We start from the raw sequence: 26859 nt of genomic DNA, 5'->3' as shown, positions 1-26859 counted from the left end.
TAATTCAAGCGAAAGATGCTTGAACTTGCGACTATGCTTTAGAATGCAGCGGCCCTGCTCTCAAGAGGTGAATCACCCGCTCCCGTGCTTTTGTGAATATCAAAAATGTAACAAAAACGAAAGTATTTGCAACATACGCGTAAGTGTTTTTTTAACAGGCACCCTTTTTTTGTAAAGTAATTGCACCGGCGTTATGCCTGGAACAATAATGCTTGGTGTAGTAAAATTGTTATCAATTCTAAACCTGATATCCATTAAATACCTATGAAAAAAACTTATCAACCAGGAATTTATCGCCTGTTCAATCTGAATGTATTGAAAATTAGTAAACTAATAGTAATTGCCGGTTTGTTGCTTTTTGCCGCCTGCAAAAAGGATGCACCTGCTGTAACTAAAACAACCACCGGTACTGACACAACAGGAACGGGTACAGGCACCGGTACAGGCACAGGTACTGGTACTGGTACTGGTACTGGAGGCGGCACAGGCACCGTTGTTGATACGCTTACTGCCAGTAAAATTGCTGTTGCCGCTTTAGATGATGAAGTGAATGCTTTTATGACAACTTATGATGTTCCCGCTGTATCCGTTGCAATTACAAAAGGCGAGAAATTGGTTTACCTTAAAGCTTATGGCATAAGTGATAAATCAAAAGGTACTAAAGCTGTTATCAGCGACCGGTACCGTTTGGCAAGCTGTTCAAAACAGTTCACCGCTGTTGCCATTATGAAACTGCTTGAACAGGGTAAGATAAAGCTATCGGATAAGGTATTTGGCGATGGAGCTATTTTAGGCAAAACCTACGGTACCAAAACCTACGGCCTGCATATTACCGATATTACGGTTGATGAGCTGCTTCATCATACTTCGGGGGGCTGGGGCAACTCGGTGGATGACCCAATGTTCAGCAATCCTGCCATGACAACTACCCAACTCATAAGCTGGACTTTAGATAACCGCCCGCTTGATCACGTACCTGGAGCCAATTATGACTACTCTAATTTTGGCTATTGTATATTAGGGCGCGTAATTGAAAAACTTACAGGCCAAACGTATGAAGAAGCTGTGAAAACCCTGGTTTTGAAACCGATAGGAATTACCGATATGGCCATTGGCGGTAACACACTGGCCGATAAGCTGTCAAAAGAAGTTACCTACTATGGCCAGTCGGGCGAAAACCCTTACGCTTATAACATTACGCGGATGGATGCACATGGAGGATGGATTGCCACCGCTGCAGATTTGGCCCGGTTCCTGGTATATATTGATAAATTTCCGGTACGGCCTGATATCCTTACATCCGCTACGTTGACTACGATGTATACAGGTTCGACAGCCAATGCAGCTTATGGATGCGGCTGGGCTATTGCTGGTAATAACTATTTTCACCAGGGAAGCTTGCCCGGTACAGCCACAGAACAGGCGCGTTTGGATAATGGGTTTAATTTTGTGTTTTTGACCAATACGCGCAGTTTTAAAGTCAATTTCGATGCTGATCTTGATCAGATATTCTGGAAAGCTTTCGCTAAAAATCCAACCTGGGCTACAGACGATTTGTTTCTTAAATAGTTAATTAGTTAATGGGGGAGCCGGGGGAAACCCCGGTTTTTTTATTGGAATGGCTGCACCATATCCTGTTGCTCTCCCTGCCCATCAATACACAAGCTAAAAATATATCGGGCATGCAACATTAAATTTTATCGAAATGTAGTACTTTGCAAGGTAACCTGAATTTCAATTGAAAGGCAAAACCTTATACTTTTGTGTATGAAGAATGCAGAAAATATGGCACCCAATTATTGGGCTAAAGTTTTTGCGTTTCTGAAACAGCCATTATTTATTATCACTATTATCTGCCTGTTGCAATTGTTCATTACACTTTTGAGCAACGGCTTTGTGCTGTCTTTTGATGAGTCTATCTGGCATTATATCGGTAGAAACTGGTTGCGCTATGGCATGGTTCCCTATGCAGGGGGGATAGATAATAAATCGCCGTTGATTTTCCTGGTTTATGGTATCTCTGATCTGCTGTTTGGCTCCAACTATTGGTTCCCCAGGTTGATAGGGACGTTTTGCGAAATGATTGGATTGTATTTTGTGTTTCAAATAGCCGATACTGTTTCAGGAAGGTTCGCAGGCATCTTGTCCATTCTCATTTATGGTCTTTCGTTGTTGTGGCACACAACAGGTGGTAAATATGTTGATTTTACAGAAACGTTTGAAGTTATGTTTCTGATCATCGCTGTTTATCACAGCTTGTCGGCAGGCAGCTTTAAAAGCTGGTTTGTTACCGGGCTTTGGGCCGGGATTGCGCTCGACTTTCGCATAACGGCCGCTTTTGGCATATTGGCTATTCTTTTGACCGGGGTGCAACAAAGGCGTTCTGCTGCTAATCAAATGGCATTGATAGCCGGAGTTGTAGCCGCCGTAATTGCCATGCTGATGTTTTGCTTGTTTACAGGTATCAAAATAAACGAGTTTTGGACATACGGCTTTGCAGATAATTTTGGTGCAGGTAGCGCTACGGCGCACACGCTGGCTTATAAGCTGCAGAACTTTTTGGAGAAATTTGTTTACTCGCCCATCGCCATTTTATATCCGTTTTTAATAGCGTACGTGTTTCTTAAACGCAAGGCCGATTTGCTTATCTGGTGGTATGCCTTGTCCTTTTTGGCAGTTAGCCTGGTTGGTATCTTCGATGTTGTACATTTAAAAGATGTATTGCCTGCTTTAGCCCTCACCAACGCTATCGCCATTGCGCATTTATCGCAGCGATATGGTGTCAGGCCGTATTGGGTTGTTATACTATTGTTTATAATTCTTTTTCCATCTTTGTCGGAGCCGATACAGAATATCCAAATCCTGGCCGGCCAAACAACAGTTAAACCGATTTACGGACGGGAGCCTTACATTAACCCAAGCGAAGGAGATCGTAAATTGCTGGCAGCCTGGGTAAAACAGCATACAAAAACTACAGATTTTGTATTAGTTCATAGCTACGGCACTCAGATACAATGTTATTCCGAACGGCTGTCCCCATCAGTATATTTTTCAATCAACCGGACACCGCTGGCAAAAAAACGCTTCTATAAGGATCTGTACAAAAACAAGCCCGAACTCATTCTGATCCCCATGTCTGCAGAATACCAACAGCTTGTTGACGCCGACCAGCGGCAGTTTGTTGCTGAGCTGGTTCAGCAGCGTTATTTTCTTGATACGGTTATGTATAATTACAAAATTTACAGGTTAAACCGAAAGCAATAATTGCTAAGCTGTGCAGCTTATTTTTGCCTAAGTTTTGAAAAGAAACCGGTAATGGTAGCAATAACCGCGCATGGCGAATTAGCCGGGCAGTTATTAACTACCGGAACATAAAAAATCTTCCTGTTGCCGGGCTGCCCGTCGGGACTTATCTCTACAACATATGTTTCTTCGCTAACACCACCGCAATTACACTCCCGCTTGTTAATGCTTTCAAAATTTTTTGCTGTTAAATTGCCCATGAATTTAGTCATATCGGCATCAGCTATGTATTTACCGTTTTCGGCCGATAAGGGTTTGCCTATTTGAACATGCAGTACTTTTTTAAAGTAATAACATTTAGCCGCCAACAGTGCTATCGCTTTAACTTTATGATCTTTTTTGTGGTGCGGATTATACCGGTAAATTACAACAAATTTTGAATTTATGTTTGATTGGGATTGGCTGCCGGCTTGAGCAAATACATTACCTGTGCTTATTATAAGCAACGCTGTCGATACGATTTTTATAAAGATTGACATTGGTTTAACTTGTATTTACCTGTGGAGGACTTGTTGCGTAATTGTAAGGAAATGTCTATTTTGATCTGGTATAAGATACCTCGTTGGTCAGTTTGTATTTTTTATCCTGCCATTTGCCATTAACAAGTTCCCCATAACCAATGCAGTACAAGGCATTTTTGGCAATTAGGTATTTGGCCCTGTGATAAGTGATTTTTCCATGATCTTCTGAATGGGAATCATCTTTGGTAACTACGTTTAAGGTATCATTTGAAAGTTTGTAAGTCCCGTTGAATGTATAATTCAGTTCACAGTCAAATTCTTCAACGCGTCCATTTTTCTTGATAGTTAGAGTGTTAACGCATCCTTTAACTACTTCATAATTCCACGTCGAACCGGCTAAGTTATCATGACCTTTTACCTGAATTATTAAAAATAATGCGGTTATCAGAACTTTCATATAATAATTAATAGACCTCCATTACTTTATTTGATAATTGGTTGAATAAAAGTAGGGAATTGTTGGTGGAATGGCAATGGTTAGTTGGTGCTGTATGGTCACGAGTGTGCCACTGCTTACCTCACACCACACATCCGATAATATTGCTACGGTAACTTTAGTTGCCTTTATTCAAAAAAGTTTCAATAACAAATTATATTTATAATGACAAAAGTTATTGATTCATACTAAATGCTTTTACATTCATTAAAATTAAAAGATGTTGGTCCTTTTGAAAATGCCGAAATTACCTTTCACGATCCCGAACTAAATAGTCCATTGGTTACACTTATCACTGGAGATAACGGTTCTGGTAAGAGCATAATCATCGATGCAATAAGGGCGCTATTAATGCGCGACACGGCTGCCATCGAGCGAAAATTATAAATCAAGATGATTTTTCTGCTTCAATTGATTTTACTGTCGACCAACTTAATGGTGCGAGGAGGTTTAATCTCGAATCAGTTAGAGCAGACGACCGCCATATTATCACAAAGTATGATATAAATATTGCAAGACACATTGCGTATGGTGATGATCAGCCTTATACATGGATATTAGATTATTGGACCCACGCTACCGCAAGCGTCCTCGCTTGTGGGCATCACGCAGAGTTGTGCGGCTTTAATTAGCGTTTCCTCAAAAACTTACGAAGTTTCCAAAACTTCGTAAGTTTAGCCTGCGCCAACCCTGTTCTAAGCCTTTCGCCTTTAACCTTTCGCCTTAAACTCCCTTTAACCTTTTCCCTCAAAAATCCATACTTTTGCGCATCCTTTCAAATAAAACAATATTACATTGGAGCACCAGGAATTAACCACCGTTGAAACCGCTAAAGATCTGGGCCTTTTACCCGAAGAATTTGTACGTATAAATGAAATATTAGGACGTGTGCCCAACTTTACCGAGCTTTCTATTTTCTCGGTTATGTGGAGCGAGCACTGCTCATACAAAAATTCAATCACCTGGCTTAAAACTTTACCAAAGGATAGTCCGCGGATGCTGGCTAAGGCAGGTGAAGAAAACGCCGGTCTTGTTGATCTTGGCGATGGCATTGGCTGCGCCTTTAAGATCGAATCACACAATCACCCTTCGGCACTTGAACCATACCAAGGTGCTGCCACAGGTGTGGGCGGTATTAACCGCGATATATTTACTATGGGCGCAAGGCCAATTGCGCAGCTTAACTCCCTGCGTTTTGGTGACTTAACACTCGACAAAACCAAATGGTTAGTTAAAGGTGTGGTTAAAGGCATTAGTCACTATGGTAACGCTTTCGGTATCCCAACCGTAGGCGGCGAATTGTATTTTGACGATTGCTATAATGTTAACCCGCTGGTTAACGCTATGTCGGCCGGTATTGTTAAGGCTGGTGAAACCGTTTCTGCTACATCATACGGTGTGGGCAACCCGGTTTATATAGTTGGTTCGGCTACAGGTAAAGACGGTATCCATGGTGCCGCCTTTGCTTCTAAAGATATTACCGAAGATTCGGTGAATGACCTTCCTGCCGTGCAGGTAGGTGATCCATTCCAGGAAAAATTGTTACTGGAAGCCACCCTTGAGGTGATCAAAACCGGTGCCGTTGTTGGTATGCAGGATATGGGCGCTGCCGGTATTATTTGCTCCAATTCAGAAATGAGCGCCAAAGGCGAGCACGGTATGCGTATCGACCTTGATAAAGTGCCAACCCGCCAGGATAATATGAAACCTTACGAGATCCTGCTTTCTGAATCACAGGAGCGGATGCTGATCGTAGTTCATAAAGGCCGCGAAAAAGAGGTTGAAGCCATTTTTGACAAATGGGATTTGAACTGTGCTATTATTGGTGAAGTTACAGATACCAAACGTTTAGAGTACTTTATGCACGGCGAAAAAGTTGCCGATGTGCCTGCCGATGACTTAGTATTGGGTGGTGGCGCCCCGGTTTACCAGCGCGAATACCGCGAGCCTGCTTACTTTGCCGAAAACCAGAAATTTAATATCGATGACGTTGCCGAGCCTGCAAACCTGGTTGAGGTTGCTGAGCACCTGGTAAGTCACCCTAATATTGCTTCAAAACGTTGGGTAACCGATCAGTACGATAGCATGGTAGGTGTACAAACCATGACGGCTAACCGCATGTGCGATGCCGCTGTTGTTGCCGTTAAAGATACCGACAAAGCTATCGTGTTAACTACCGATTGTAACTCGCGCTACGTATATGCCGACCCATACAAAGGTACTGCTATTGCCGTTGCCGAAGCTGCACGTAACATTACCTGCTCTGGTGGCGAGCCTGTGGCTATTACCAACTGCTTAAATTTTGGTAACCCTTACATCCCGGAAGTTTACTGGCAGTTTGTAAGCGCCATTAAAGGTATGGGTGATGCCTGCCGCAAATTTGAAACTCCTGTTACCGGTGGTAACGTAAGCTTCTACAACCAATCGGCAGATGGTGGCTCGGTGTTCCCTACGCCAACTATTGGCATGCTGGGTGTAATGGACAACGTTGATAACATCATGACTGCCGACTTCAAACAGCCCGGCGACCAGATCTATCTGATAGGCGAATCGGTTAATGATATCGCTTCATCACAATACCTTGCATCATGGCATAAAATCACCAAAGCCCCCGCACCGTACTTCGATATCGATAAAGAGTACGATATGCAGCAAACCGTTAAGGAACTGATTTCACACAAAGTGATTGAATCGGCTCATGATGTTGCTGATGGTGGTTTATACATTGCCCTGTTAGAGTCATCAATGCCAAACGGTCTTGGTTTCGAGATTGCTTCTGACGATAGTATCCGTAAAGATGCTTTCCTGTTTGGCGAAGCACAAGGCAGGGTAGTGGTAAGTGTTGCCCCTGAAGAAGAAGAGCGTTTTGTTGAGGTGATGGCTACCAGCGAGGTTGAGTTTACCTTGTTAGGCACGGTAACCAACGGCGCTTTAACTGTCGACGAAGAAGCTTTTGGTCATGTTACTGATCTGAAAATGGTTCACGATAATATCCTTCACGGTATTTTAGGAGAATAATGTTAAAACTAAACAGGGTACATCATATTGCCATTATCTGTTCGGATTACGTAAAATCCAAGCAGTTTTATACCGAGGTGCTCGGCTTAAAAATAGTTCGCGAAGTTTACCGCGAACAACGACAATCATACAAGCTTGATCTGGAAGTGGGCGACCTCTACCAGATCGAGCTTTTTTCTTTTCCCGATCCCCCTGCAAGGCCATCCCGACCCGAAGCTGCAGGTTTGCGGCATTTGGCTTTTGAGGTTGATGATTTGGATGAGGCTGTAGCACATATAGTTTCGTTTGGTGTGGAAATAGAGCCTATCCGTGTAGACGAATGCACGGATAAACGCTTTACCTTTTTTGCAGATCCGGATGGTTTGCCATTGGAGTTGTATGAGGTTTGATTTGCGTCATGCCGAATTTATTTCGGTACCCCACGGGATAGGTCTGTTGCGTTTTTAAAATGACCTTTGTTGTTATTAACGATAACCGTCGCGCTCTTGGCCGCGCGAGGGCCAGTTACTTTTGTCTTGACACAAAAGTAACCAAAAAGTCAAGTCAGCAGGGAGGCTTCTTTGCGCTCGCCTGCCCCTGTGCCCATTGCTTGGGCATTTACCCTGCAAAGCGGTCAGAACCACGGGCTGCAATTATTTTGCCCCGGTTCGCACTTTCCCAAAGCTTCTGCAAAAACTTGCTATGCCCTGCAGCCGCACAGGCCTCCATTGTTCTGCCCGCTTTCGCCCGAAGCTTTCCTGCTGACGGGGGAAGGGAAGATGAAAGAAATCAAGAGGTAAGAGACAAGACTTAAAACCATGGCATTGCGAGCGCAGCGTGGCAACCGCACGGAAGTATGGCCGCCCTGTATAGTAAGCGATTGCCACGCTGCGCAATGATATTATTGTTACTAACCCCAAAACAAAAGCGGGCCTGGGAGTATGGCCTGTGGGGGGAAGCATTTTTTTGTCTTGATTTTTGTTTCTTTTTATCAAGAAAAAGAAAAAGCCCTTCCCGCGGCGAATGAGCGGGCCGATGTTGTTATTTGGCAGAAATATAGTTTATTCCCAACGAATGGATAACTTCGCCCGATGTTTCGTTTTAAACAATTCAGCGTTGACCAAACCGGCTGTGCCATGAAGATCAATACCGATGGAGTATTGCTCGGCGCTATGGCCGGCGAAGATACACCTTCAAATATCCTGGATATTGGTGCCGGAACAGGGGTAATAGCAATGATGCTTGCCCAACGTTTTGCCAATGCCGAAATTGATGCGGTTGAAATTGACGAGCAGGCGGCTGCGACGGCGAAAAGTAATTTTGACAACTCCCCATTTCAAAGCAGGCTGACACTATATGCAAATGGGTTTGAACAATTCTTTGAAGGCCACCCTGATAAAACGTATGATCTCATTGTATCAAATCCCCCGTTTTATATCAACTCCCTGCAATCGCCGGGAGTAAAGATCAATTTGGCCAAACATGCTGCTGATGGTTTTTTTGAGAGATTGATATCAATTATTGCAATACAACTTGAGGAACAAGGAATTGGTTGGCTAATATTACCCGTAGATACATCGGAATTAGTTAAAGACCTGATCAAGCAGCATGGACTTTATCTGAAAGAGATAATTACCATACACTCTTTTAAGGAGGATGCAGCGCACAGGGAAATTCTTGCTTTTGGGAAGAGCGATGAACCGCTAACTGCCGATAAGTTTATTATTTACAGTGAACCAAAAGTATACACGGAAATGTACCGTGAGTTGCTAAAAGATTTTCTGATAATATTTTGAGGCCTCGTCTTGAATCTTTACTCTTGATTCTTACCTCTTACCGCTATCTTTACCCCATGACCCGCATAGGCCTTATTTCTGATACCCACAACTACCTCGACGATGCAGTTTTTAAACATTTTGAAAATTGTGATGAGATCTGGCATGCCGGTGATTTCGGTACGATTGAACTGGCCGATAAGCTTGCTGCTTTTAAGCCATTAAAAGGAGTATACGGCAATATTGATGATAAAGACGTACGTATAGTTTATCCAGAACATTTGCGCTTTAAATGCGAAGATGTAGATGTATGGATGACCCATATCGGAGGCTACCCAGGCAGGTACAGTCAAAATATCAAAGCCGAAATTTATAGCAACCCACCAAAATTATTTATCACCGGGCATTCACATATTTTAAAGGTGATGTTTGATAAAAAGATCAACTGCCTGCACATGAACCCCGGTGCAGCAGGTAAGCAAGGCTGGCATAAGGTACGCACCCTGTTAAGGTTTAATATCGACGGCGCTAAGATCCAGGATCTGCAGATTATTGAGCTGGCAGGGTAGGAAATAAAATAAAAAAATGTCATTTCGATGAGCCGGGCTGGTTTGAGCATTGGGGCGAAAGAGAAATCTTCTACGCCTTGTAAAGCAACAATGCATGGCTTAAAGCATGATGTATAAGATTTCTCCTCACGGCTTCCGCACAATCCTAAAGTTGTTCGTCGAAATGACATTGGGAGTATGTGAGTAGATTTTTGATTAGATTACACCATTCCCGCCTTTGCATTTTCCGCTTCAAAAACTGAGTCTATAAGCAGGGGAGGGCACTTGCCTGCTGCTACGGCCAATTGATCGCAGCGCTCATTTTCAGGATGTCCATTATGACCGCGTACCCAGGTAAATTTAATTTTATGCAGCTTGCTTATCGTCAAATACCGCATCCACAGGTCTTTATTTTTTTTTCCGGCGAAGCCTTTTGCCACCCAGCCGTTAACCCAGCGTTTTTCGATAGCATCAATAACGTATTTTGAATCGGAAAAGATCATTACATCCTGGTTGGGAGCTTTAAGTGCTTCCAGGCCTTTTATTACGGCCATCAGTTCCATACGGTTGTTGGTAGTTTTGCGAAACCCTTCGGATAGCTCTTTATAATGCTGTCCCGAACGTAATATCACCCCATAACCACCCGGTCCCGGATTACCACTTGAAGCCCCGTCTGTAAAAATCTCGATCATTTAAATTAGTTCATGGTAAATGGTTCATAGATCATAGTCAGAAACCATTTTACGCTCCAAAAATAGTAAACTTTGGTTGTAAATGCCCTCAATAGCTATTATCAATAAAAATATAGATCCTTCCTGCAAACATTAAATACTTTTTAATTTTGGTTTTACTTTGAGGCAGAAGTTTTTATAACTTTCGGATTGCCTGAAGTCAGAGTTGCCAGGAAACCCGCAATTCTCTATACAGATCCTTAAATAATTGATAAAAGTCGTTTCATTGCACTCATTTAAAAATAAACCGTCTATAGTTTCATCTTTCGTAATTTCTAAAGAGTAGGCGGGGCCGCCGCTTATGTTATCCTTATGAAGGTAATCTGCCGCTAACTCTAAAGCGGGTATTTCATCTTCATCATATTCAAGAGAATCGCTGATGTACTCTTTCCATTCATCTGTAGTTACATAGTCTACCAAATCATCAAGACTGGCAATCTGTATTGGGTCGGCTCCCTCCCAAAGCAGGTTGGGCTGGTTTTCATAATCCCACGCAAAATTGCATGTGCCTACTATTTGGTAAAATAATTTTAATGAAAGCGGAATTTTTCCAAAATCAGCTACGGAATCCTCAAGTTCTGAAATTAGGTTATCTGTATTCGGCAAAGGGAGTACTAATGGTTTGTCGGAGTTGGAAGTAAATACTGTTTTGAACACATAGTTAATGTTGTTCAACTCCTGGTAAATAACATTGAGATTAAAAGTTACTCTTTTAAATGTTTCGGTAAGTACAGCATATACATCGTCAAAGTGTTCGCTTTGAAATGCTTTTTCCTTTAATCCATAAATATCCTCATATACAGAAGTGCCACCTTCACCACTTAAATAGCGCTCAATAAATTTCATAATACCTGCATATTAATACGAGGCTATGTTAGCAAAAAATAATCGATATGAAAATGATGAATAATGGTTTCTAATCAAAACTCCCCCTTTAGGGGGCTGGGGGGCTGATTTTTTTAATCTTCAACCTTAACGAATTACCTATTACCACCACGTCCGAAAATGCCATAGTCAGCGCGCCAATCATAGGGTTAAGGAAACCCATGGCAGCTACCGGAATGGCTATAATGTTGTAGGCAAAGGCCCAAAATAGGTTTTGCTTTATGGTAAGCAGGGTGTGTTTGCTGATCTGTAAAAACTTGATCACCGAATGGAGGTCGGTGTTTAATAGTACCACATTGGCCGATTGAATAGCAACCTGGCTTGCATCGTTCATAGATATACCAACGTCGGCGTGGGTTAGTGCAGGGGCATCATTGATGCCATCGCCTATCATAATTGTTTTACCCTTTTGCTTGTAGATATCTATAGCTTTGAGTTTTTCTTCAGGGAGCCGCTCGCCATGAACGTCGTTTATGCCTAATTGGCTGGCTACTTTGAGGCATCGGTCTATTTTATCACCGCTTAACAGCACGGGCACAATGCCCATTTTTTTTAGCTGGGTTATAAGCGTAGCAGCTTCGGGTTTTATCTGGTCGTCAACAGCAATTTGTGCCAGCAGTACCTGGTTTTTATAAAGCGCGAGATTAAAATTACCTTCATTGCTTGCTTTTGCCGTACCTAAAAAATAGTTATTGCCATCTATATCTTCGGCACGCATACCCAGTCCTTTTTCTTCTTTAACTGATTTTAAAATGAGCTTTTGCTGCGGCAGGTCTTTTAAGCCATTTACAAGCGATTTGGCTATGGGGTGGTTAGAGCGTTCTTCAATGGCAACAATTGCGCCCCTTACGTGTGCTATATCGGCACCATCTTCAATTCTGATCTCATTAACGGTAAACTTGCCGGTTGTAAGGGTGCCTGTTTTATCAAACACTACATATTTAGTATTGGTAACGGCCTCAATAGTGTCTCCGCCTTTTACCAAAATGCCACTTTTTGCTGCTCTACCCAAACCAACCATAACTGCAGTCGGAGTAGCCAGGCCCATAGCACAAGGGCAGGATATTACTAATACTGCAATGGCGTTCATGATAGCATGCTGTAAGCCCGCACCGCCTACGAAATAAGTAAGTATAAAAGTTACGAGTGCTATCAATATTACTGCAGGCACAAATACAGCAGCAACTTTATCGCCCAGTTTCTGAACAGGGGGCTTAGCAGCCTGTGCTTTCTTCATCAGGTCTATGATTTGGGCAAGGATAGTATTTGAACCAACACGGGTGGCCAGCATGTGGAAATTGCCGTTAAGCAATATCGTGCCGCCAATTACCTTATCATATTTTTGCTTTTCAACAGGGATGCTTTCGCCGGTAAGCATCGCCTCATCAACAGCACCCTCGCCAGAAAGGATTTCGCCGTCAACCGGTACTTTATCACCCTGTTTAACCAGTAGCGTATCGCCGGGGCGTACCTCTTTGGCATTAATTATTTCGATGCTGCCGTTTATTACCCGGTTGGCATTTACCTCCTGAAATTTGATCAGATCTTTTACCGCAGAGGTGGTTTGACTTACCGAACGTTTTTCAAATACGTTCCCCAACAGCACCAAAGTAATGATGGTAGCACAGGTTTCATAAAATTGATATTGTGGTCCCAGGTTTTGTATTGTGCCGATAAGGCTATAAATAAACGCCGAAGTTGAGCCAACGAAAATAAGTACATCCATATTAGGGATGCCTCCTTTAAGCGAGCTGACAGCACTTTTGCCAAAATGCAAACAACCAACAATAAAAACCGGCAGGCATAATAGCAGCTGAACGATTGGCTGATGGAGGAAATGCCATGGTAGCACCATATGCAGTAAAAGCGGCGCGGTAAAAATGGCGCAGAAGATAAATTTGTTCTCTACACGCTCATAAAACGGTACCGAGTGGGTATTAATGTCATCAATAACTTTAAATCCTAAATTTTCTATGCCTTTGATAACTTCCGGGAGTTTAGCCTCGTCGCTGGTTGAAAATTTTACCTCTTCGCCGGCAAAATCAACCAGGATATTGTGTAAGCCCTTTTTTTCGAGGAATTTATGGACAGACATGGCGCAATTATTACAATGCATACCAGTCACATTCAGTTCAATTAATTGCTCAGCCATAATTACAAAACTACCTATTAATCATAATCGTTCTAAATTAAATAGGTAAGTTTAATGTAATTTTAAAAAAGAGTTTGCAAGTAACCAATAGTTTTCTATTTTTGCACTCTCGAAAACGGTAGATGTAGCTCAGTTGGTTAGAGCATCGGTTTGTGGTACCGAGGGTCGTGGGTTCGAGCCCCATCATTTACCCCCTTTTTTCTAAAGCTCATTTACATTTGTAAATGGGCTTTTTTTATGCCCTCATGGGGCCGTTTTTACGTGGAAAATTTGCTTTAGCAAGCACTACTTGTCCAATGTTTTATGAATAAAGTTATGTTATTGAGTTATCAGATAAATGAAAGATTTGTTTAACTCATAACAAAATCCGATAGATAAAATATAAAAAGGAGGCGTCTCGTAGAGACAGCCTCCTGAAGTTGTTAAAAACTATTAAGTAGATTTAAGCGCAGAACCATTGGCATGCTGTTATTTCCCGCAGCTAATCAGTACCCCGGATTTTGAGTTATTTTAGGATTGATTTGAATTTCTGTAGCAGGGATCGGAAACAACAGCCGGTTTGCAGTTATATTATAGGCGTTGGCCGGCACTGATGCATCCTGCTGTTTAACCTTTTTTGCAAACGCTGTCATAACAGTTGCAACTTGCCCGGTTCTGAGCAAATCTGTCCATCTTTTACCTTCAAAAGCCAGTTCAATGCGTCTTTCGTGGGCTATAATTGCACGTAATGAGGTTTGGTCGGTTTGATTTGACGGTGTTAATCCAGCTCTTTGTCTTACCTGATTTAAATAAGGTAATGCTTCTGACGAGTTTCCCTGTTCATTAAGACTTTCTGCAAGCATTAGTAAGGCATCTGAATAACGGTAAACTGGCCAGTTATCATCTGTTTGTCCTGCTGTAGTGCTTGGATGCAGGAATTTTTTTGCAAACAGTTTAGCTACCTTATTTGCCGGCGTTTTATAACCTATGATGCTTTGCAAGCTTTCAGGAACAAAATTTGATGAGCCGTCATAATATCCCTGAATAACACCCACAGATGCATCTAAACGGGCATCAGCAGTTTCGTACGAGTCGATAATATCCTGGGTTGGTACATTTTGCGCCTCGCCGTTTATGGTATTGGTGTTAACACCAGTTATAACTGTGGTATTAATTACCGGAGGGATAAAGTTATATATAAACGTGCTATACTGACCATTTGCAGCACCCTGCTGATACTGCACTTCAAATATTGATTCGGCACTGTTTTTATTAGTAGTTAAAAAAACATTAGCATATTTTGAATTTAACTGATAGCCCAGTTGTGTAACTGATTTTAACAATGTTGCCGCCTCGGCATATTTCTTTTGCACCATGTAAACATTTGCCAGCAATGTTTGAGCTGTTCCTATGGTAGCCCGCCCGCTTTGTGGGAACGTAATTTTGGCCGGTAGCTTTTTTATGGCATCTGTTAAATCATTTATAATGGCCGTATAAACAGCGTTGGGTTCTGCGCGGGTTAAAAAAGCATCGGCAGGGCTGGTAACCGTATGAAGATTTAGCGGTACAGCACCATAATATTGTACCAGATCAAAATAGAAAAAGGCCCTTAATGTTTCAGCCTCGCCGGTAACGCTGTTTTTAGTTGCGGCATCTATATTGGCATTTGCAATTTGATCTAAAATAATATTGGCGCGTTGAATGCCAATGTAATCATTGGTGTATTTTGACTCTGTAAAAGAGTTAAAAGAATCGTCAACCCAGTCGTTAATATTTTCCATGTAAACATTGGAGATCCCCCTGTTAGCAGGGTTTATAACATATCTGCTGTTATCTGTCCTGGCTTCGCCCATGAGCCAGCTTGTTGGTTGGGCCCAGCCGCGCAGCGCCTGGTATACGCCTACAAGTGCCTGTTGAAACTCATCGGATGTTTTAAAATAGTTCGCTGTATTTAATTCGGTTTTTGAAGTAAGCGCGATAAAGCTTTTTTTGCATGAAACAAAGCCCAGCCCGATAAGCAATAATGTGATGTATGTAATTCGATTTCTCATTTTTAGTTACTAAGTAGTTGAATATTAAAATAATCCCATGTTTACGCCAAATGAGATGGTTCTCGGTATAGGATATTGAGTATTGTCTACACCTATATTAAGCCCGTTCAGGTTAGCCGATCCCTGACTGTTTGTTTCGGGGCTAAAACCAGGATATTTGGTAATCGTAAACAACTGCTGTACACTGGAGAATACCCGGAGGTTGTTGATGTACTTATTATTGGCAATTTTAAAGGTATAGCCTAATGTGAAGTTTCTGCAGGTTACGTATGAACCATCATGCACCCAAAGGGAGTTAACTGTGCGGTAAAGTGCTGTAGTTCCAGCTAAGGTGCGGGGTACAGTGCCGTTTCCCGGGTCTGAAGGCGACCGCCAATGGTCAAGCTGGTTAGCATATAAGTTAAACGCCCCATCAAGGTTTGCAGCACTTTGTGCCCTTTCATCTTCTATTTGCCCACCTATCGCACCGGATAATACGATATTCAAGTCGAATTTTTTGTAAGTGAAATGGTTAGTCAGGCCAAATAGAAAATTGGGATTAGGGTTGCCTATTATAGTGCGGTCATCGGGTGTGATTTTTCCGTCACCGTTGATATCTTTCATCCTGACTGTTCCTATCTGCGAAGTAACATCTTTAGGTTGTGAGTCAAACTGTTGTTGATTCATATAAACACCATCGGCAACATATCCGTAAAACATACCGATAGGTTTGCCAACTTGCTGAATGTTAGGAAAGTCATACGGTTGAGGCGGCATAATAGGCAGGTTTTGTGTGCCCAGCTTTTGGATTAAATTACGGTTGAACGTTATATTAAAACTCGTATTCCATTTTAAGGCCCCTGTTAAGTTCACCGAGTTGACAGAAAACTCATGACCCCAAAACTTAAATGTGCCAATATTGTCATTTACTGAGCTAAAACCAGATGATTCGGGCAGGTCGATCTGATACAAGAGGCCATCGGTTATCTTATGATAGTAATCATAAGTAAATGTTATGCGATTATTCAGGATCCCGATATCAACGCCAAAATCAAACTGCTTATTTTTTTCCCAGGTGAGGTCTGCATTTCCAACCTGGCTAACATATTTTCCACCAATTACAGTGTTGTCAAATACATATTTTATTGGGCTCAATAATGAAATAGATGGATAATTTCCCGAATTGAAATTATTATTGCCCGTTAACCCGTAGCTGGCACGTAATTTAAGGTTGTTAACGGTTGGCATGTTTTTCATAAATGATTCATTGGTTACAACCCAACCTACAGATGCTGAAGGAAAAACGCCGTATTGCCTGTTTGATCCGAATTTCGACGAACCATCGCGCCGTATAGCAGCCGAGAAAAGGTATTTGTCCTGGTATTTATAGTTTAAACGCCCAATCATTGACAGTAACGACCATTCGGTAAAGGAGCTGGTACCTGTAGTTGTACCTGCTGCGCTTATGTAAGGAATAGATGCGTCGGGGAAATTGGTGCCATAAGCAGCACTTGAATTGTTGGTGAATTTTTGGATAGTATATCCTCCAAGTGCTTCAATTTGATGATCCTTCAAAAATGAAAGTTTATAATTAAGTGTATTTTCATTTACCCACGATAAATAATTACTTGTGGCACTTGTAGCAGATATAGAGCTGATTGGGCGGGGAGGAGGTGCGTTAAAACCTGCCGCAGCTATAGTATTGACAAATTGATTATTGGTTTGACCGGATAAATCCGCATCGGCGCTTGTTTTAAATGTTAAACCTTTTAAAACGTCAACCTGAATATAACTGTTAGCAAGCAAGCGTGTGGTTTTAACAACATTGTTTGTGTTTAGTGCAACCTGTTCAAAATTGGGTTCGGCCAGTAAAAAGAAGCCGGTTGCCTGATTTACCGGCGTACCGTCGGCATTAAAAGGGTTTATCAGGGGTGAAGATAGCAAGGCACCTTCAATGATATTTCTTTGGCCGTCTGTCGGGCTCCCCGCACTATTGTGGTCTATTTGATACGAAGGAGCTACATTAAGGCCGATCTTGATTTTGCTGGTTGGCCTTAATTCGTTATTCACCCTGATGGAATATCGCTCGTACCCCGTGTTCTTTACAATTCCATCCTGTTTAAAATACCCGGCAATTATACTTGTTGAAGATTTTTCCCTCGAATCGGATATGGATAAACTGTAGTTTTGGGTAGGTGCGTTACGAAGTACGCGGTTAAGCCAATTAGTGCCTTTACCATATTGAGCAGGGTTTGCGTATTCGGCAGGTACGGTTGCGGTTCCTGTAGCAGGATTAACATAGCCTTCATACTTTATCTTGTCCCGAAAAAATTCATTCATAAAAGTAGCCAGTTGATTGGCATCCATCATTTTCGGAACGTGGCTGCCATCTAATGATGCAATACCGTAGTAGCCGTTAAAGTCAATACGGGTTTTGCCCGCTTTGGCTTGTTTGGTTGTGATAAGTATAACCCCACTGGCCGCACGCGATCCATATAAGGCTGTTGCTGAAGCATCCTTCAACACAGTAAAGCTTTCTATCTCATCGGGGTTAATATTATTGATCGGGTTTTGCCCGTTTATAGCCGATAGAGGTTGACCATCTACTACAATTAACGGGTAATTGCCGGCGTTAATGGAAATGGCTCCTCTTATCTGTATCGCCAAGCCCTGTCCTGGCCTGCCTGTATTGATGTTAGCGTTAACGCCTGCAATTTGCCCCTGCAGTTGTTGCGCAAACTGGCCAACTGGTAAATCCTTCAGTTTGCTTGCATCTAACTGGGCTATAGAGCCTGTAACATCTCTTTTGCTTTGCGTGCCATAACTAACAATCACCACATCGTTGAGTGAGGTGGTTTGCTCATTTAAAATAACGGTAATAGTATCCGAACCATCAAACGGCACAGTCTTAGAACTGAACCCCACATAAGTGAAAACTAATGTCCCTGATTTTGAAGGTGCCTTAATGCTAAACAAACCGTTACTATCGGTAATAGTTGTTGATTTTGTTCCCTGAATTTTTACATTTACCCCCGGAATAGGTAATCCTTTGGAGTCGGTTACTTTGCCTTTAATTAATATATCGTTTGCCTGAATGTGCCCGTTTAAGTTAATTTTGGCTGTTGCCGGCAAGATTGGTGCAGCGGTTAAAATGAGGGATGTTAAAAATACAGATAGGAAACTATAGGGCAAAAAATTATCCCTTACACCATTTAGGTGTTTAAAATATTTCATAAATTACAAATTGTTGATTGAATAATAGCGGCGTTTTTGTAGGAGAAAAACCGCTTATATGATTATCTGATCGATCCTTTTTGGGGCTATGTTGAATAGCCCCTTATTTTATGTGTTGGTTTTTATATCATAAATCTCCTTTTTTAAATTAGACTTCGTTTAATAATTTAGTTGGTATATATGCACGTTTGGGGTAGTGCTTTTTTATTTCCTAAAATACGGGAGGTATAAATACCGATGGTTTATAAAAACGAGCTTAGTTTTGTACATTTTGATACCCGGAAATATTTACACGTAATTATGTGCAGATTGTTAAATATCATTTTATTGAATACATAACTGAGGTTAGTTATTTACCAGGCTAATGCGGCGTATTTAGCCTTTTCAAGCTAAGCTGAGTTATAGTATTGGTTTTGATTTTTATAGTTGTTTGGCCGGGTTAGCCCGATGTATTTAAGTACACCAGTTTTTAAAAAGCATTATGGCTTTAAAGCATGAATAATGTTTAAGAAATTATCATATATATTACTTTTCTTTCTGTTGATTTTTACCGGTTTAATTTCCGGGGCACAATCGCTGCGCATTTTAAGTACAAAAGACGGGCTGCCGCAGTCCTTTATTTCGGGCCTGGTTCAGGATGATAATGGTTTTATGTGGATTAGCACTCGAGGAGGATTAACCCGGTACGATGGCATTAACTTTAAGCTGTTTCAACATAATATCCGCGATTCTTCAACAATTGCATCTAATCTGATTATTGGAATAAAAAAGGGCGCTGGTAACAAGCTATGGATTGAATACGAGTCGGGTGCGATTGATCTGTTTGATTTAAAAACAGAGCAACTGGAACACTTTTCAAAAAACTATTTATTTGGGAACACCGTCGTTAAATTTTTCCGGCGGGCATGGACGGTAGATAAAGGTTCTGCATTTTGGGCTATTGATCAGTCTCAGGAATTGGTTAATATCAACATAATTAGCAAACAGGCTAACAGGTATACGTATCTGAATAATTTACATCAAACAAATGTATTGTTAGGCTTACTTGCCGACAGAAAAAATGAGCTATGGGTATTAACCGGTAGTGGTTTGTGTGCGCTTAACAAGGCAACAGGTAAGTTTACGGTTTACCCTACACCCGTTCCGCAGCAATTCAGCAATGATGTTAACAGAGAAGTTGTGGGCTTGTATGAGCGTGCAAACGGCGAACTCATGTGGGGCGATCAAAAACAGTTGTTTTTTTTTAATCCGGGGCTTAAAACGTATCGTGTTGTAGCATTACCACGTGTGTCTGCAACTGGGGTAAGATATATTTGCGCAGGCCCCGATCAGTCAGAATATTTTGAATCAGATGGAGAGATTTTTCACAGCAATGATCAAAGGGGCGTATCCTTAGTGCTGAGGCCTGATGGCGATTGGTCATTGAATATCCGGTCATTTTTAGCCGACCGCTCAGGACTTATATGGATAGGGACTAATGCGGGGGGAATCCGTCTGTTGGATTTAACTGCACCACTTTTTCAATCGTTTTCATACGAAACGGGTTTTTTTCAGGATTTGATGAAAAAGCAATTTAGCTTGTCATTAAGTGAGATGTTTGATTGGCAGGCAGCTGATGGCAAGTCTTCGGCACCCGGGTACCTTTTCCGCTCGGCGTATGACAGGCAAGGCCGGCTTTGGATGGCGCTGAAACAAACAGTTGGTTATTATGATAAGGGACGCCAATCTTTTGTAAAACTTCCACGGGTATTTTCAGGCAACCTCTCATTGGCAAATCAAATTATAATAAGAGGTTTTACAATTACGACCGATGGGCAAATAATGGTTATTTGCAGCAATGGTCAAATACTTTATTATGATGCTAAAACAAAACAATGGTTATCATTTATAGCAGATAACGCCATACAGGCAGCTTTTGGTCCGGCAGTTTTGCCACTTGATATTTTTAACGACGAAGATAATGTTTGGATAACAACAGAAAACAGCGGGTTGATTTATTTAGATGTTAAAACCCGACAACTGCACCGGCTCATTTACGATACTAAGGCTGGGGGATTGCCTGCTAATCAACTGCTTGCTCTTAAAGCCGATCCAACACGACGGGATTATTTATGGATTGGAAGTTACCAGGGGCTTATTTGCTTAAACAAAAAAACGTTAAAATGCGAAACATTTACTTTGGACGATGGCTTACCCGATAATACTATCTATTCAATAGATATGGATAAGCTGGGGTACCTTTGGTTAAGCACCAATAAAGGTTTGTGCAGGTTTGAGCCTATTACACACAAGATAAAGATCTTCCAGACAGCTTACGGGTTACCTGGCGATGAATTTAATCGTTTTCATCAACTTAGATTGCCAAATGGTCAGTTTGCTTTTGGCGGTCCGGATGGATGGGTAATGTTTAATCCTTTGGCGGTAAAAGATGATAACTTCAACCCCGATATTGCTTTTACCAATTTAAAGATCAACAATATTTCTGTTAGTGCCCGCAGGGGTGATGTTTTGTTTAAATCGCCTTTAAATGCTGTTAACAAATTGACATTATCGTATGGGCAAAATACGGTGGCATTTGAATTTGCCGGGTTGCAATTTAACCAGCCAAATGAATTATCTTACCGTTATCAATTAACAGGGTATGACGATGGCTGGGTATTGGCAGGGCACGTTCCTGTAGCAAATTACACCAAAATACCGCCGGGAACTTATACATTTAAAGCTAATGCAAGTAATACTGCCGGTAAATGGAGTAATCACATTAAAACGGTTACTATAGTTATAGGGGCACCATGGTGGCGCACCTGGTGGGCTATTTTATGTTACTGTATCTTGATTGCGTTACTTGTTTGGAGTTATATCCGTTACAGCATCCGCATGAAATTGCTGGATCATGAGGTGCAATTAAAAGCAAATGAGGCCGCACAATTAAAAAAACTCAATGAAGTAAAAACTCGGTTTTTTGCCAATATAACCCATGAATTTCGCACACCGCTTACGCTGATATTAGGGCCCGCCGAACGCTTGAAAGAAAAATATAAAACCGACGGACAAGGACATGAACTTGCCGAAACAATAGAGAACAATGCCGGGCACTTACTGCAACTGATCAATCAATTGATGGAGCTTGCAAAGCTGGAGGCCAATGTTATTAAAATTGATCAGGTATGGGGCAGTCCTGCGGTTATTATAGCAAAAGTTATAAATTCTTTTGTAAACGAAGCCGCAACAAAACACCTGTTACTTCAATTTAACAATGGTCTCGCCGGTGCAACGTATTGGTTTTCGCCTGATTTGTTGGAGCGTATTGTTTATAATCTTGTGTCTAATTCGGTGAAATTTACCCCGCCGGGAGGAGTAATCAATGTAAATTTTGACCCTGAACAGGCTGGCGTTAAATTAGTAGTTACCGACACAGGTATTGGCATTCCCGCAGATGACCTGTCATATATTTTCGACAGGTTTTACCAAAGCAGGAATAGTATAAACTCAAATCAAAATAGTAATAAAGGAACGGGCATTGGCCTGGCCCTGGTAAAGGAGCTGGTTGAGGCACAGGGAGGGAACATTGGTGTTCAAAGTAGTGTTATGCCGCCTGCCGGTACTACTTTTAACGTGTTGTTACCTTATAGAAAAGATGAAGAGTTAAATAATAAAACTACATACGAGGAGTATGAGGAGGACACCGTGGCTATTTCGACGACAGAAGGAAGGGAAGAGATCCTGGTAGTGGAAGATAATGCTGAACTTGCCGCCTTTATTACCACAAGCATTGCCGGTTATTATAAAGTTAAACACGCACCAAACGGATTAAAGGGAGCGGAAATTGCATTTAGTGAGATGCCCGATCTGGTGATCAGCGATGTTTTGATGGACGGAATGGATGGTTTTGAACTATGCGCGTTATTAAAACAGGATGTCCGTACCAGCCATATTCCGGTTATATTATTAACCGCGGTAACGGAGCAGAAAAGTAAACTTGAAGGCCTTACGCAGGGGGCAGACGATTATCTCACCAAACCCTTTTATGTACCCGAATTATTGTTGCGGATAAGAAACCAGCTTAACAGGCAACAAAAGTTAAGGGATTATGTGGCCCGGGAGTTGGCTTTGTTGGCACCGGTTAATGCTGATGAAGAATCAATACCTCAGCACGCGTTGGTAGCCCAATTATATAACATAATTGAATTGCATCTGGACGATTCATTATTCGGCGTAGATCAGTTAATTGCTGTAGTTAATATGAGCCGTACTACTTTGCACCGTAAAGTAAAAGCGTTATCGGGTATGTCAACCAGTCAATTTATCCGAAATTACCGTTTAAAGCGTGCTGCCCAATTTTTGCAGCAAGATTTTAATAGTTCAGATGTGGCGTACAAAACAGGTTTCAGCAGTCCCGCCTATTTTTCTAAATGTTTCAGGGAGCTTTATGGTATTACCCCTGTTGAGTTTAGCCGAAAAGTTTAAAACAATTCTTGACCATCCGTACCGGTTGGATACTATTACATTTAATCATTTTGTTAAAGCGTTAGGGTGGTGGTAATAAAGAAGTCTGTTAATTAATATTCATCCTGAAATTTTTTGGCGGCTGCCCATTTTTCTTTTTAAACAGTTTCGAAAAATAAAATATCGAATCAAAACCTGTTTGTTGTGATATTTCATTAATGGTAAGATCAGTTGAAGTTAATAATTCTTTTGCCCTATTTAATCGCAGGTTGAGTTGATATTGATTCGGCGACTGACCGGTTACCAGTTTAAATTCCTTCCTGAACTTGGAATATCCCATTGGTAATTCTCTGGCAATATCCTCAAGGTTAACCGGCTTTTGGATCGACTCCTGCAATAAAAATTTGGCTTTTGATATTAACCTTGCCTTGTTGTCGCAACGGTCTTCTTTATATTTTGATGATACATTCAACAGCGCAAGCAGTTGCATGATAGTACCCGAAATAACCTGGCGATGACCAATTTCTGCCGCCTGAACCGTTTTAATTAATGTGTGGAATAAGGAGAGTATTTCCTCATTTAGCCCGATATCAAGATAGATGTTTTCGGAACTAAAAATCCCTTTCTGCATTAATTGTTGTACAAATGATCCGTTAAACCCAACCCAGTATTCATTCCAGCCTGTGTTTTGGTTTGGCCGGTAACGGTGCCATACTTCGGGATAAAGCAAAAAGCAGGATCCGGCTTTAAGCTGATATTTTTTTCGGGTTGTTTCAAGGATGCCTTCTCCATCGGTAATAAAAATTATCTGGTAGTTTGCCAGCACACGGCCCTTTTCCCATGTGAAATAATGATCGGCCGGATGTTCCCGGTTACTTGGGTAATCACGGTACTTTCTGATTTTTGTAAAGCCAACAGTATTTGCATATAATCCCCACTCGTGCTCAATAGAATTAATTGGTAAGTATTTGCGAAAATTTTGCATAGTTGTTTGTTATTGTTTCTGTTTATACGGGTACTCACAAACCACAATAAATGACCGGGTGGTGGTTTCACTGATCTGGTTTAATAACAAACTTAGTCCCATGCTTAGGTAAGCACTATAAAGCATGTTTCTGATACTATAAATTTTGTTTCAAAACAGTACATAAACCCTTTTTGCCAGCGTATGGGCCTTCAACTATAACCGTATTGATGTTTTACTTTATGTAACTTTAGCTTAGCTGCTGCTGAAATTATTTGCTGGCTGTTATCAAAATCACCTATTATTTATACATTTTGATATACCCGGGTAAAAAGCTACCTACTTGAACAGGTGTAGGCTATATTGCCGCCGTTTAGCGACTGATACGGAATTTTCAGGAAGGACTTGAAGCGTTGTAATACACAGATCACTTTAATATAAAAATAGAAACCATCCATTTTATATGCGTAGAATCGTTATCGCCTATTTGGTGATTTTTTTCTTTCGACAGGCTTTGCATGCCCAGCAAACATTCAGCACCCGTGCGTTCACTATCAAGATAGATGAGGAGGGGTTAGTAACATCATTAATCAACAATAATTCAAAAAAAGATTATGCTGTTCCGGGCAAACCAGGTATCCTGCTTCAGATAGTTAAAGGTGACAGTACCATATCGCCGGCAAAGGCTGTATTTAGCAAGAAGGATATTAAACTATACTATCCGGTAGGCATTGTTGCCGATGTCAGGGTTACTGTTAAAGATGATTATATTGCTTTTGTCCTTAACGGGATAAGCAGCGATGTTGACGCTATCAAATGGGGGCCTTTTAATACAGTTATTGCAGATACTATAGGCGGGGCAGTAGGCGTGGTAAGATGCGCCGATTTTGCTATTGGTATCCAGGGCTTAAATAAAAAAACATCGGGCGGTGAATTGGTTAACCGGGAGGGCGCCGTGTTTAATAATGGTACAACCGCTACCAAAAAGGATTTTGGGGCCTCGCTTCAGGCATTTACTGTAAATAGGAGCAAAGACCGTAAAATCACGGTATGGGACAGATGGCCAGAAGTGCCTGTACGCGCGATAACGGATGGCGAATTAAAAGGATCGTCGATTGCGTTATTTGGTTGTAAACCGGGCATGGTATTGCCTGTAATTAAAAAAATTACGCTGCAAGACGGCTTGCCTTATGCTACGCTAAAAAAAGAATGGATCAAACAATCGTCAGGTTCGGGCAAACCATACCTTATTACTACGTTTTCTGAAAGCAATATCGATACCTTTTTAACTTATGCTAAACGTATGGGTATGGCTGGTGTTTATCACGAGGATCCTTTTGAAACCTGGGGGCATTTTGTTTTAAAAAAAACGCTGTTTCCGCATGGTCTGGCAGGCTTTAAAGCCTGTGTCGATAAGGCTCATGCTCAAGGGCTGCGGCTGGGCTTTCATGTACTTACCAATTTTCTCACAACCAATGACGCTTATGTAACTCCAAAACCCGATACGAGCCTTGCTACGGCTGGTGCGAGTAAAATAACCGAAGATATCACAGATAACGCTACAGAGATTGCGGTGGAGTCTCCCGGGTATTTTATTTTAAAAAGTGATTTGAACAGCGTAAGGATAGGTGATGAGATCATCAGGTTTGCCGGGGTAAGCAAACAAGCTCCTTTTAAACTAACAGGGTGCATCCGGGGGGCTTTTGGAACCATTAAAGCAGCTCATAAAGCCAATGAACGCATAGCGAGACTACTTGATCATCCTTACCTTGTATTTTTTCCTGATTGGAAGCTGCAAAAGCAAATTGCGGCAAATATTGCTGGTTTTATAAATGAAACAGGTGCCGATCAGATGGATTTTGACGGCCACGAAGGTACTTATGCTACGGGTATGGGCGACCTTTCATTTAATACGTTTGCCGAAGATGTATTTAAGCAGGCAAATCATCCTGTGGTTTTTGGCTCAAGCAGGGCAAACCACTACTTCTGGCATATTAATAGTTACCTAAACTGGGGCGAACCCTGGTACGGGGGTTTTAGAGAAAGCCAGTCGGACCTGCGAATATCCAATCAAAAGTTTTATGAAGATAACTACCTGCCCAACATGCTTGGGTGGTTTTTAATAACAGCACAAACCAGTGCCGACGATGTTGACTGGATGCTGGCCCGCGCAGCCGGGTTTAATGCAGGGTATGCGCTTGTAGTCAGAGAAGAAGCGCTTACCAATCCGCACATGGATGAGATAATAGGCCGTATTAATTTATGGACCGAAGCTACAAACAAAAGATTGTTCAGCGCGGCACAGCGCATGTGGTTGAAAAACCCGGATAACGACGTTAACCTGTTTCAACAGCAAGGCAAATGGTATATGCAGCGTTATCAGAAATACGAATTTAAATATGAGGCCAGGGTATTGCAGCCTGGTCAGCCTACATCCGTCAATTGGGATTTTGAAAACAAACAATTATCACAAGTGCCCAATATTGTAGTTACTGCTGTTGGCGACGATGGAAAGCTTAATGACCCTGTTGTTGAAATAGATCATGGCTATCACGTTAAGATACCGGTAACCTTACAGGCCGGGCAAACACTTGCAATAAATAATGCGGAAACCGCCAGTTTATACGATCAGAAAGGCCGGCTGATCAGGAATATTCCCCTCGCAACTAAACTGCCCGAATTATCAATAGGAACCCATAATGTATTGTTTGATGCTGCTACCGACGCAAATTCGGCGGTAAAAGTAAAAGTGGTTATTAAGCTGCTGGAAAATAAGGAGCTGCTTAAGTAGTCGTTGAAGACCTAAACGGGATTTGTTTCTTCTATGTATTAATGTATTCTTAAAATCTTACATCAGA

Annotated in this window: 17 protein-coding genes and 1 tRNA gene; 10 read left to right on the top strand and 8 right to left on the bottom strand. The window is 41.6% G+C overall.

The window, feature by feature from the left end:
- The first annotated feature begins 264 nt into the window (after positions 1–264).
- A complete protein-coding gene (locus MTO98_RS22955; protein ID WP_243481317.1) occupies positions 265–1569 on the top strand; it encodes a serine hydrolase in 1305 nt (434 codons plus the stop codon).
- Between the two features lie 198 nt (positions 1570–1767).
- Positions 1768–3264, top strand: coding sequence for a glycosyltransferase family 39 protein (locus MTO98_RS22950; protein ID WP_243481316.1), 1497 nt, complete (start codon positions 1768–1770; stop codon positions 3262–3264).
- A gap of 17 nt (positions 3265–3281) precedes the next feature.
- Here the strand turns inward: MTO98_RS22950 and MTO98_RS22945 are convergent, their stop codons facing one another.
- Both MTO98_RS22945 and MTO98_RS22940 read right to left on the bottom strand, forming a co-directional pair.
- Positions 3282–3782, bottom strand: a complete 501-nt coding sequence (locus MTO98_RS22945) for a hypothetical protein (protein ID WP_243481315.1) — start codon at positions 3780–3782, stop codon at positions 3282–3284.
- Positions 3783–3837: 55 nt separating this feature from the next.
- Positions 3838–4221, bottom strand: a complete 384-nt coding sequence (locus tag MTO98_RS22940) for a hypothetical protein (protein ID WP_243481314.1) — start codon at positions 4219–4221, stop codon at positions 3838–3840.
- Positions 4222–4452: 231 nt separating this feature from the next.
- Here MTO98_RS22940 and MTO98_RS22935 point away from each other — a divergent pair, with 231 nt between their 5' ends.
- From MTO98_RS22935 to MTO98_RS22915, 5 genes are all read left to right on the top strand, one after another.
- Entirely contained in the window at positions 4453–4647 is a 195-nt protein-coding gene (locus MTO98_RS22935; RefSeq protein ID WP_243481313.1) for an ATP-binding protein, read from the top strand.
- Positions 4648–5055: 408 nt separating this feature from the next.
- Positions 5056–7278, top strand: a complete 2223-nt coding sequence (purL, locus tag MTO98_RS22930) for a phosphoribosylformylglycinamidine synthase subunit PurL (protein WP_243481312.1) — start codon at positions 5056–5058, stop codon at positions 7276–7278.
- Entirely contained in the window at positions 7278–7667 is a 390-nt protein-coding gene (locus tag MTO98_RS22925; RefSeq protein ID WP_243481311.1) for a VOC family protein, read from the top strand. Before purL ends, MTO98_RS22925 begins: the two co-directional genes overlap by 1 nt.
- Before the next feature lie 681 nt (positions 7668–8348).
- Positions 8349–9053 (top strand): tRNA1(Val) (adenine(37)-N6)-methyltransferase, encoded by a 705-nt coding sequence (locus tag MTO98_RS22920; protein WP_243481310.1) that lies wholly within the window; start codon positions 8349–8351, stop codon positions 9051–9053.
- Positions 9054–9109: 56 nt separating this feature from the next.
- Positions 9110–9601: a metallophosphoesterase gene (locus tag MTO98_RS22915; RefSeq protein ID WP_243481309.1), complete on the top strand. Its 492-nt coding sequence runs from the start codon at positions 9110–9112 to the stop codon at positions 9599–9601.
- Positions 9602–9801: 200 nt separating this feature from the next.
- Here the strand turns inward: MTO98_RS22915 and rnhA are convergent, their stop codons facing one another.
- The 3 genes from rnhA to MTO98_RS22900 all read right to left on the bottom strand — a co-directional run bounded on the left by rnhA (position 9802) and on the right by MTO98_RS22900 (position 13348).
- Positions 9802–10272 carry a ribonuclease HI gene (gene rnhA / locus MTO98_RS22910; RefSeq protein ID WP_243481308.1) on the bottom strand — a complete coding sequence of 157 codons (471 nt, stop codon included), beginning with the start codon at positions 10270–10272 and terminating at the stop codon, positions 9802–9804.
- Positions 10273–10404: 132 nt separating this feature from the next.
- Positions 10405–11157, bottom strand: coding sequence for a hypothetical protein (locus MTO98_RS22905; RefSeq protein ID WP_243481307.1), 753 nt, complete (start codon positions 11155–11157; stop codon positions 10405–10407).
- An 88-nt stretch (positions 11158–11245) separates the two neighbouring features.
- Positions 11246–13348 (bottom strand): cation-translocating P-type ATPase, encoded by a 2103-nt coding sequence (locus MTO98_RS22900; protein WP_243481306.1) that lies wholly within the window; start codon positions 13346–13348, stop codon positions 11246–11248.
- A gap of 118 nt (positions 13349–13466) precedes the next feature.
- On the opposite strand from MTO98_RS22900, the gene MTO98_RS22895 reads away from it, so the two are divergent.
- Positions 13467–13540, top strand: a tRNA-His gene (locus MTO98_RS22895).
- Between the two features lie 293 nt (positions 13541–13833).
- Here the strand turns inward: MTO98_RS22895 and MTO98_RS22890 are convergent.
- Entirely contained in the window at positions 13834–15378 is a 1545-nt protein-coding gene (locus MTO98_RS22890) for a RagB/SusD family nutrient uptake outer membrane protein (protein WP_243481305.1), read from the bottom strand.
- Positions 15379–15402: 24 nt separating this feature from the next.
- On the bottom strand, positions 15403–18591 hold the full coding sequence (locus tag MTO98_RS22885; RefSeq protein WP_243481304.1) for a TonB-dependent receptor: 3189 nt from the start codon (positions 18589–18591) through the stop codon (positions 15403–15405).
- A 501-nt stretch (positions 18592–19092) separates the two neighbouring features.
- Between MTO98_RS22885 and MTO98_RS22880 the strand changes: the two genes are divergently transcribed.
- Positions 19093–23058: an ATP-binding protein gene (locus MTO98_RS22880; protein WP_243481303.1), complete on the top strand. Its 3966-nt coding sequence runs from the start codon at positions 19093–19095 to the stop codon at positions 23056–23058.
- An 88-nt stretch (positions 23059–23146) separates the two neighbouring features.
- On the opposite strand, the gene MTO98_RS22875 is transcribed toward MTO98_RS22880, so the two are convergent.
- Positions 23147–24022, bottom strand: a complete 876-nt coding sequence (locus MTO98_RS22875) for an AraC family transcriptional regulator (protein ID WP_243481302.1) — start codon at positions 24020–24022, stop codon at positions 23147–23149.
- A 442-nt stretch (positions 24023–24464) separates the two neighbouring features.
- On the opposite strand from MTO98_RS22875, the gene MTO98_RS22870 reads away from it, so the two are divergent.
- Positions 24465–26792 (top strand): hypothetical protein, encoded by a 2328-nt coding sequence (locus MTO98_RS22870; RefSeq protein ID WP_243481301.1) that lies wholly within the window; start codon positions 24465–24467, stop codon positions 26790–26792.
- Positions 26793–26859 lie beyond the last annotated feature (67 nt).

The sequence above is a fragment of the Mucilaginibacter sp. SMC90 genome, assembly GCF_022811725.1.
GTDB lineage: Bacteria > Bacteroidota > Bacteroidia > Sphingobacteriales > Sphingobacteriaceae > Mucilaginibacter.
Note: the sequence above shows the minus strand (reverse complement) of the source record. Positions and strands in the feature narration are given on the sequence as shown.

What these genes read in the sequence shown, in the direction of transcription:
- MTO98_RS22925 (WP_243481311.1), top strand. Translation starts at nt 7,278, where the DNA reads ATGTTAAAACTAAACAGGGTACATCATATTGCCATTATCTGTTCGGAT.
- rnhA (WP_243481308.1), bottom strand. Translation starts at nt 10,272, where the DNA reads ATGATCGAGATTTTTACAGACGGGGCTTCAAGTGGTAATCCGGGACCG.
- MTO98_RS22885 (WP_243481304.1), bottom strand. Translation starts at nt 18,591, where the DNA reads ATGAAATATTTTAAACACCTAAATGGTGTAAGGGATAATTTTTTGCCC.
- MTO98_RS22920 (WP_243481310.1), top strand. Translation starts at nt 8,349, where the DNA reads ATGTTTCGTTTTAAACAATTCAGCGTTGACCAAACCGGCTGTGCCATG.
- MTO98_RS22955 (WP_243481317.1), top strand. Translation starts at nt 265, where the DNA reads ATGAAAAAAACTTATCAACCAGGAATTTATCGCCTGTTCAATCTGAAT.
- MTO98_RS22950 (WP_243481316.1), top strand. Translation starts at nt 1,768, where the DNA reads ATGAAGAATGCAGAAAATATGGCACCCAATTATTGGGCTAAAGTTTTT.
- MTO98_RS22945 (WP_243481315.1), bottom strand. Translation starts at nt 3,782, where the DNA reads ATGTCAATCTTTATAAAAATCGTATCGACAGCGTTGCTTATAATAAGC.
- MTO98_RS22880 (WP_243481303.1), top strand. Translation starts at nt 19,093, where the DNA reads ATGTTTAAGAAATTATCATATATATTACTTTTCTTTCTGTTGATTTTT.
- MTO98_RS22875 (WP_243481302.1), bottom strand. Translation starts at nt 24,022, where the DNA reads ATGCAAAATTTTCGCAAATACTTACCAATTAATTCTATTGAGCACGAG.
- MTO98_RS22905 (WP_243481307.1), bottom strand. Translation starts at nt 11,157, where the DNA reads ATGAAATTTATTGAGCGCTATTTAAGTGGTGAAGGTGGCACTTCTGTA.
- MTO98_RS22935 (WP_243481313.1), top strand. Translation starts at nt 4,453, where the DNA reads ATGCTTTTACATTCATTAAAATTAAAAGATGTTGGTCCTTTTGAAAAT.
- MTO98_RS22915 (WP_243481309.1), top strand. Translation starts at nt 9,110, where the DNA reads ATGACCCGCATAGGCCTTATTTCTGATACCCACAACTACCTCGACGAT.
- MTO98_RS22870 (WP_243481301.1), top strand. Translation starts at nt 24,465, where the DNA reads ATGCGTAGAATCGTTATCGCCTATTTGGTGATTTTTTTCTTTCGACAG.
- MTO98_RS22900 (WP_243481306.1), bottom strand. Translation starts at nt 13,348, where the DNA reads ATGGCTGAGCAATTAATTGAACTGAATGTGACTGGTATGCATTGTAAT.
- MTO98_RS22890 (WP_243481305.1), bottom strand. Translation starts at nt 15,378, where the DNA reads ATGAGAAATCGAATTACATACATCACATTATTGCTTATCGGGCTGGGC.
- MTO98_RS22940 (WP_243481314.1), bottom strand. Translation starts at nt 4,221, where the DNA reads ATGAAAGTTCTGATAACCGCATTATTTTTAATAATTCAGGTAAAAGGT.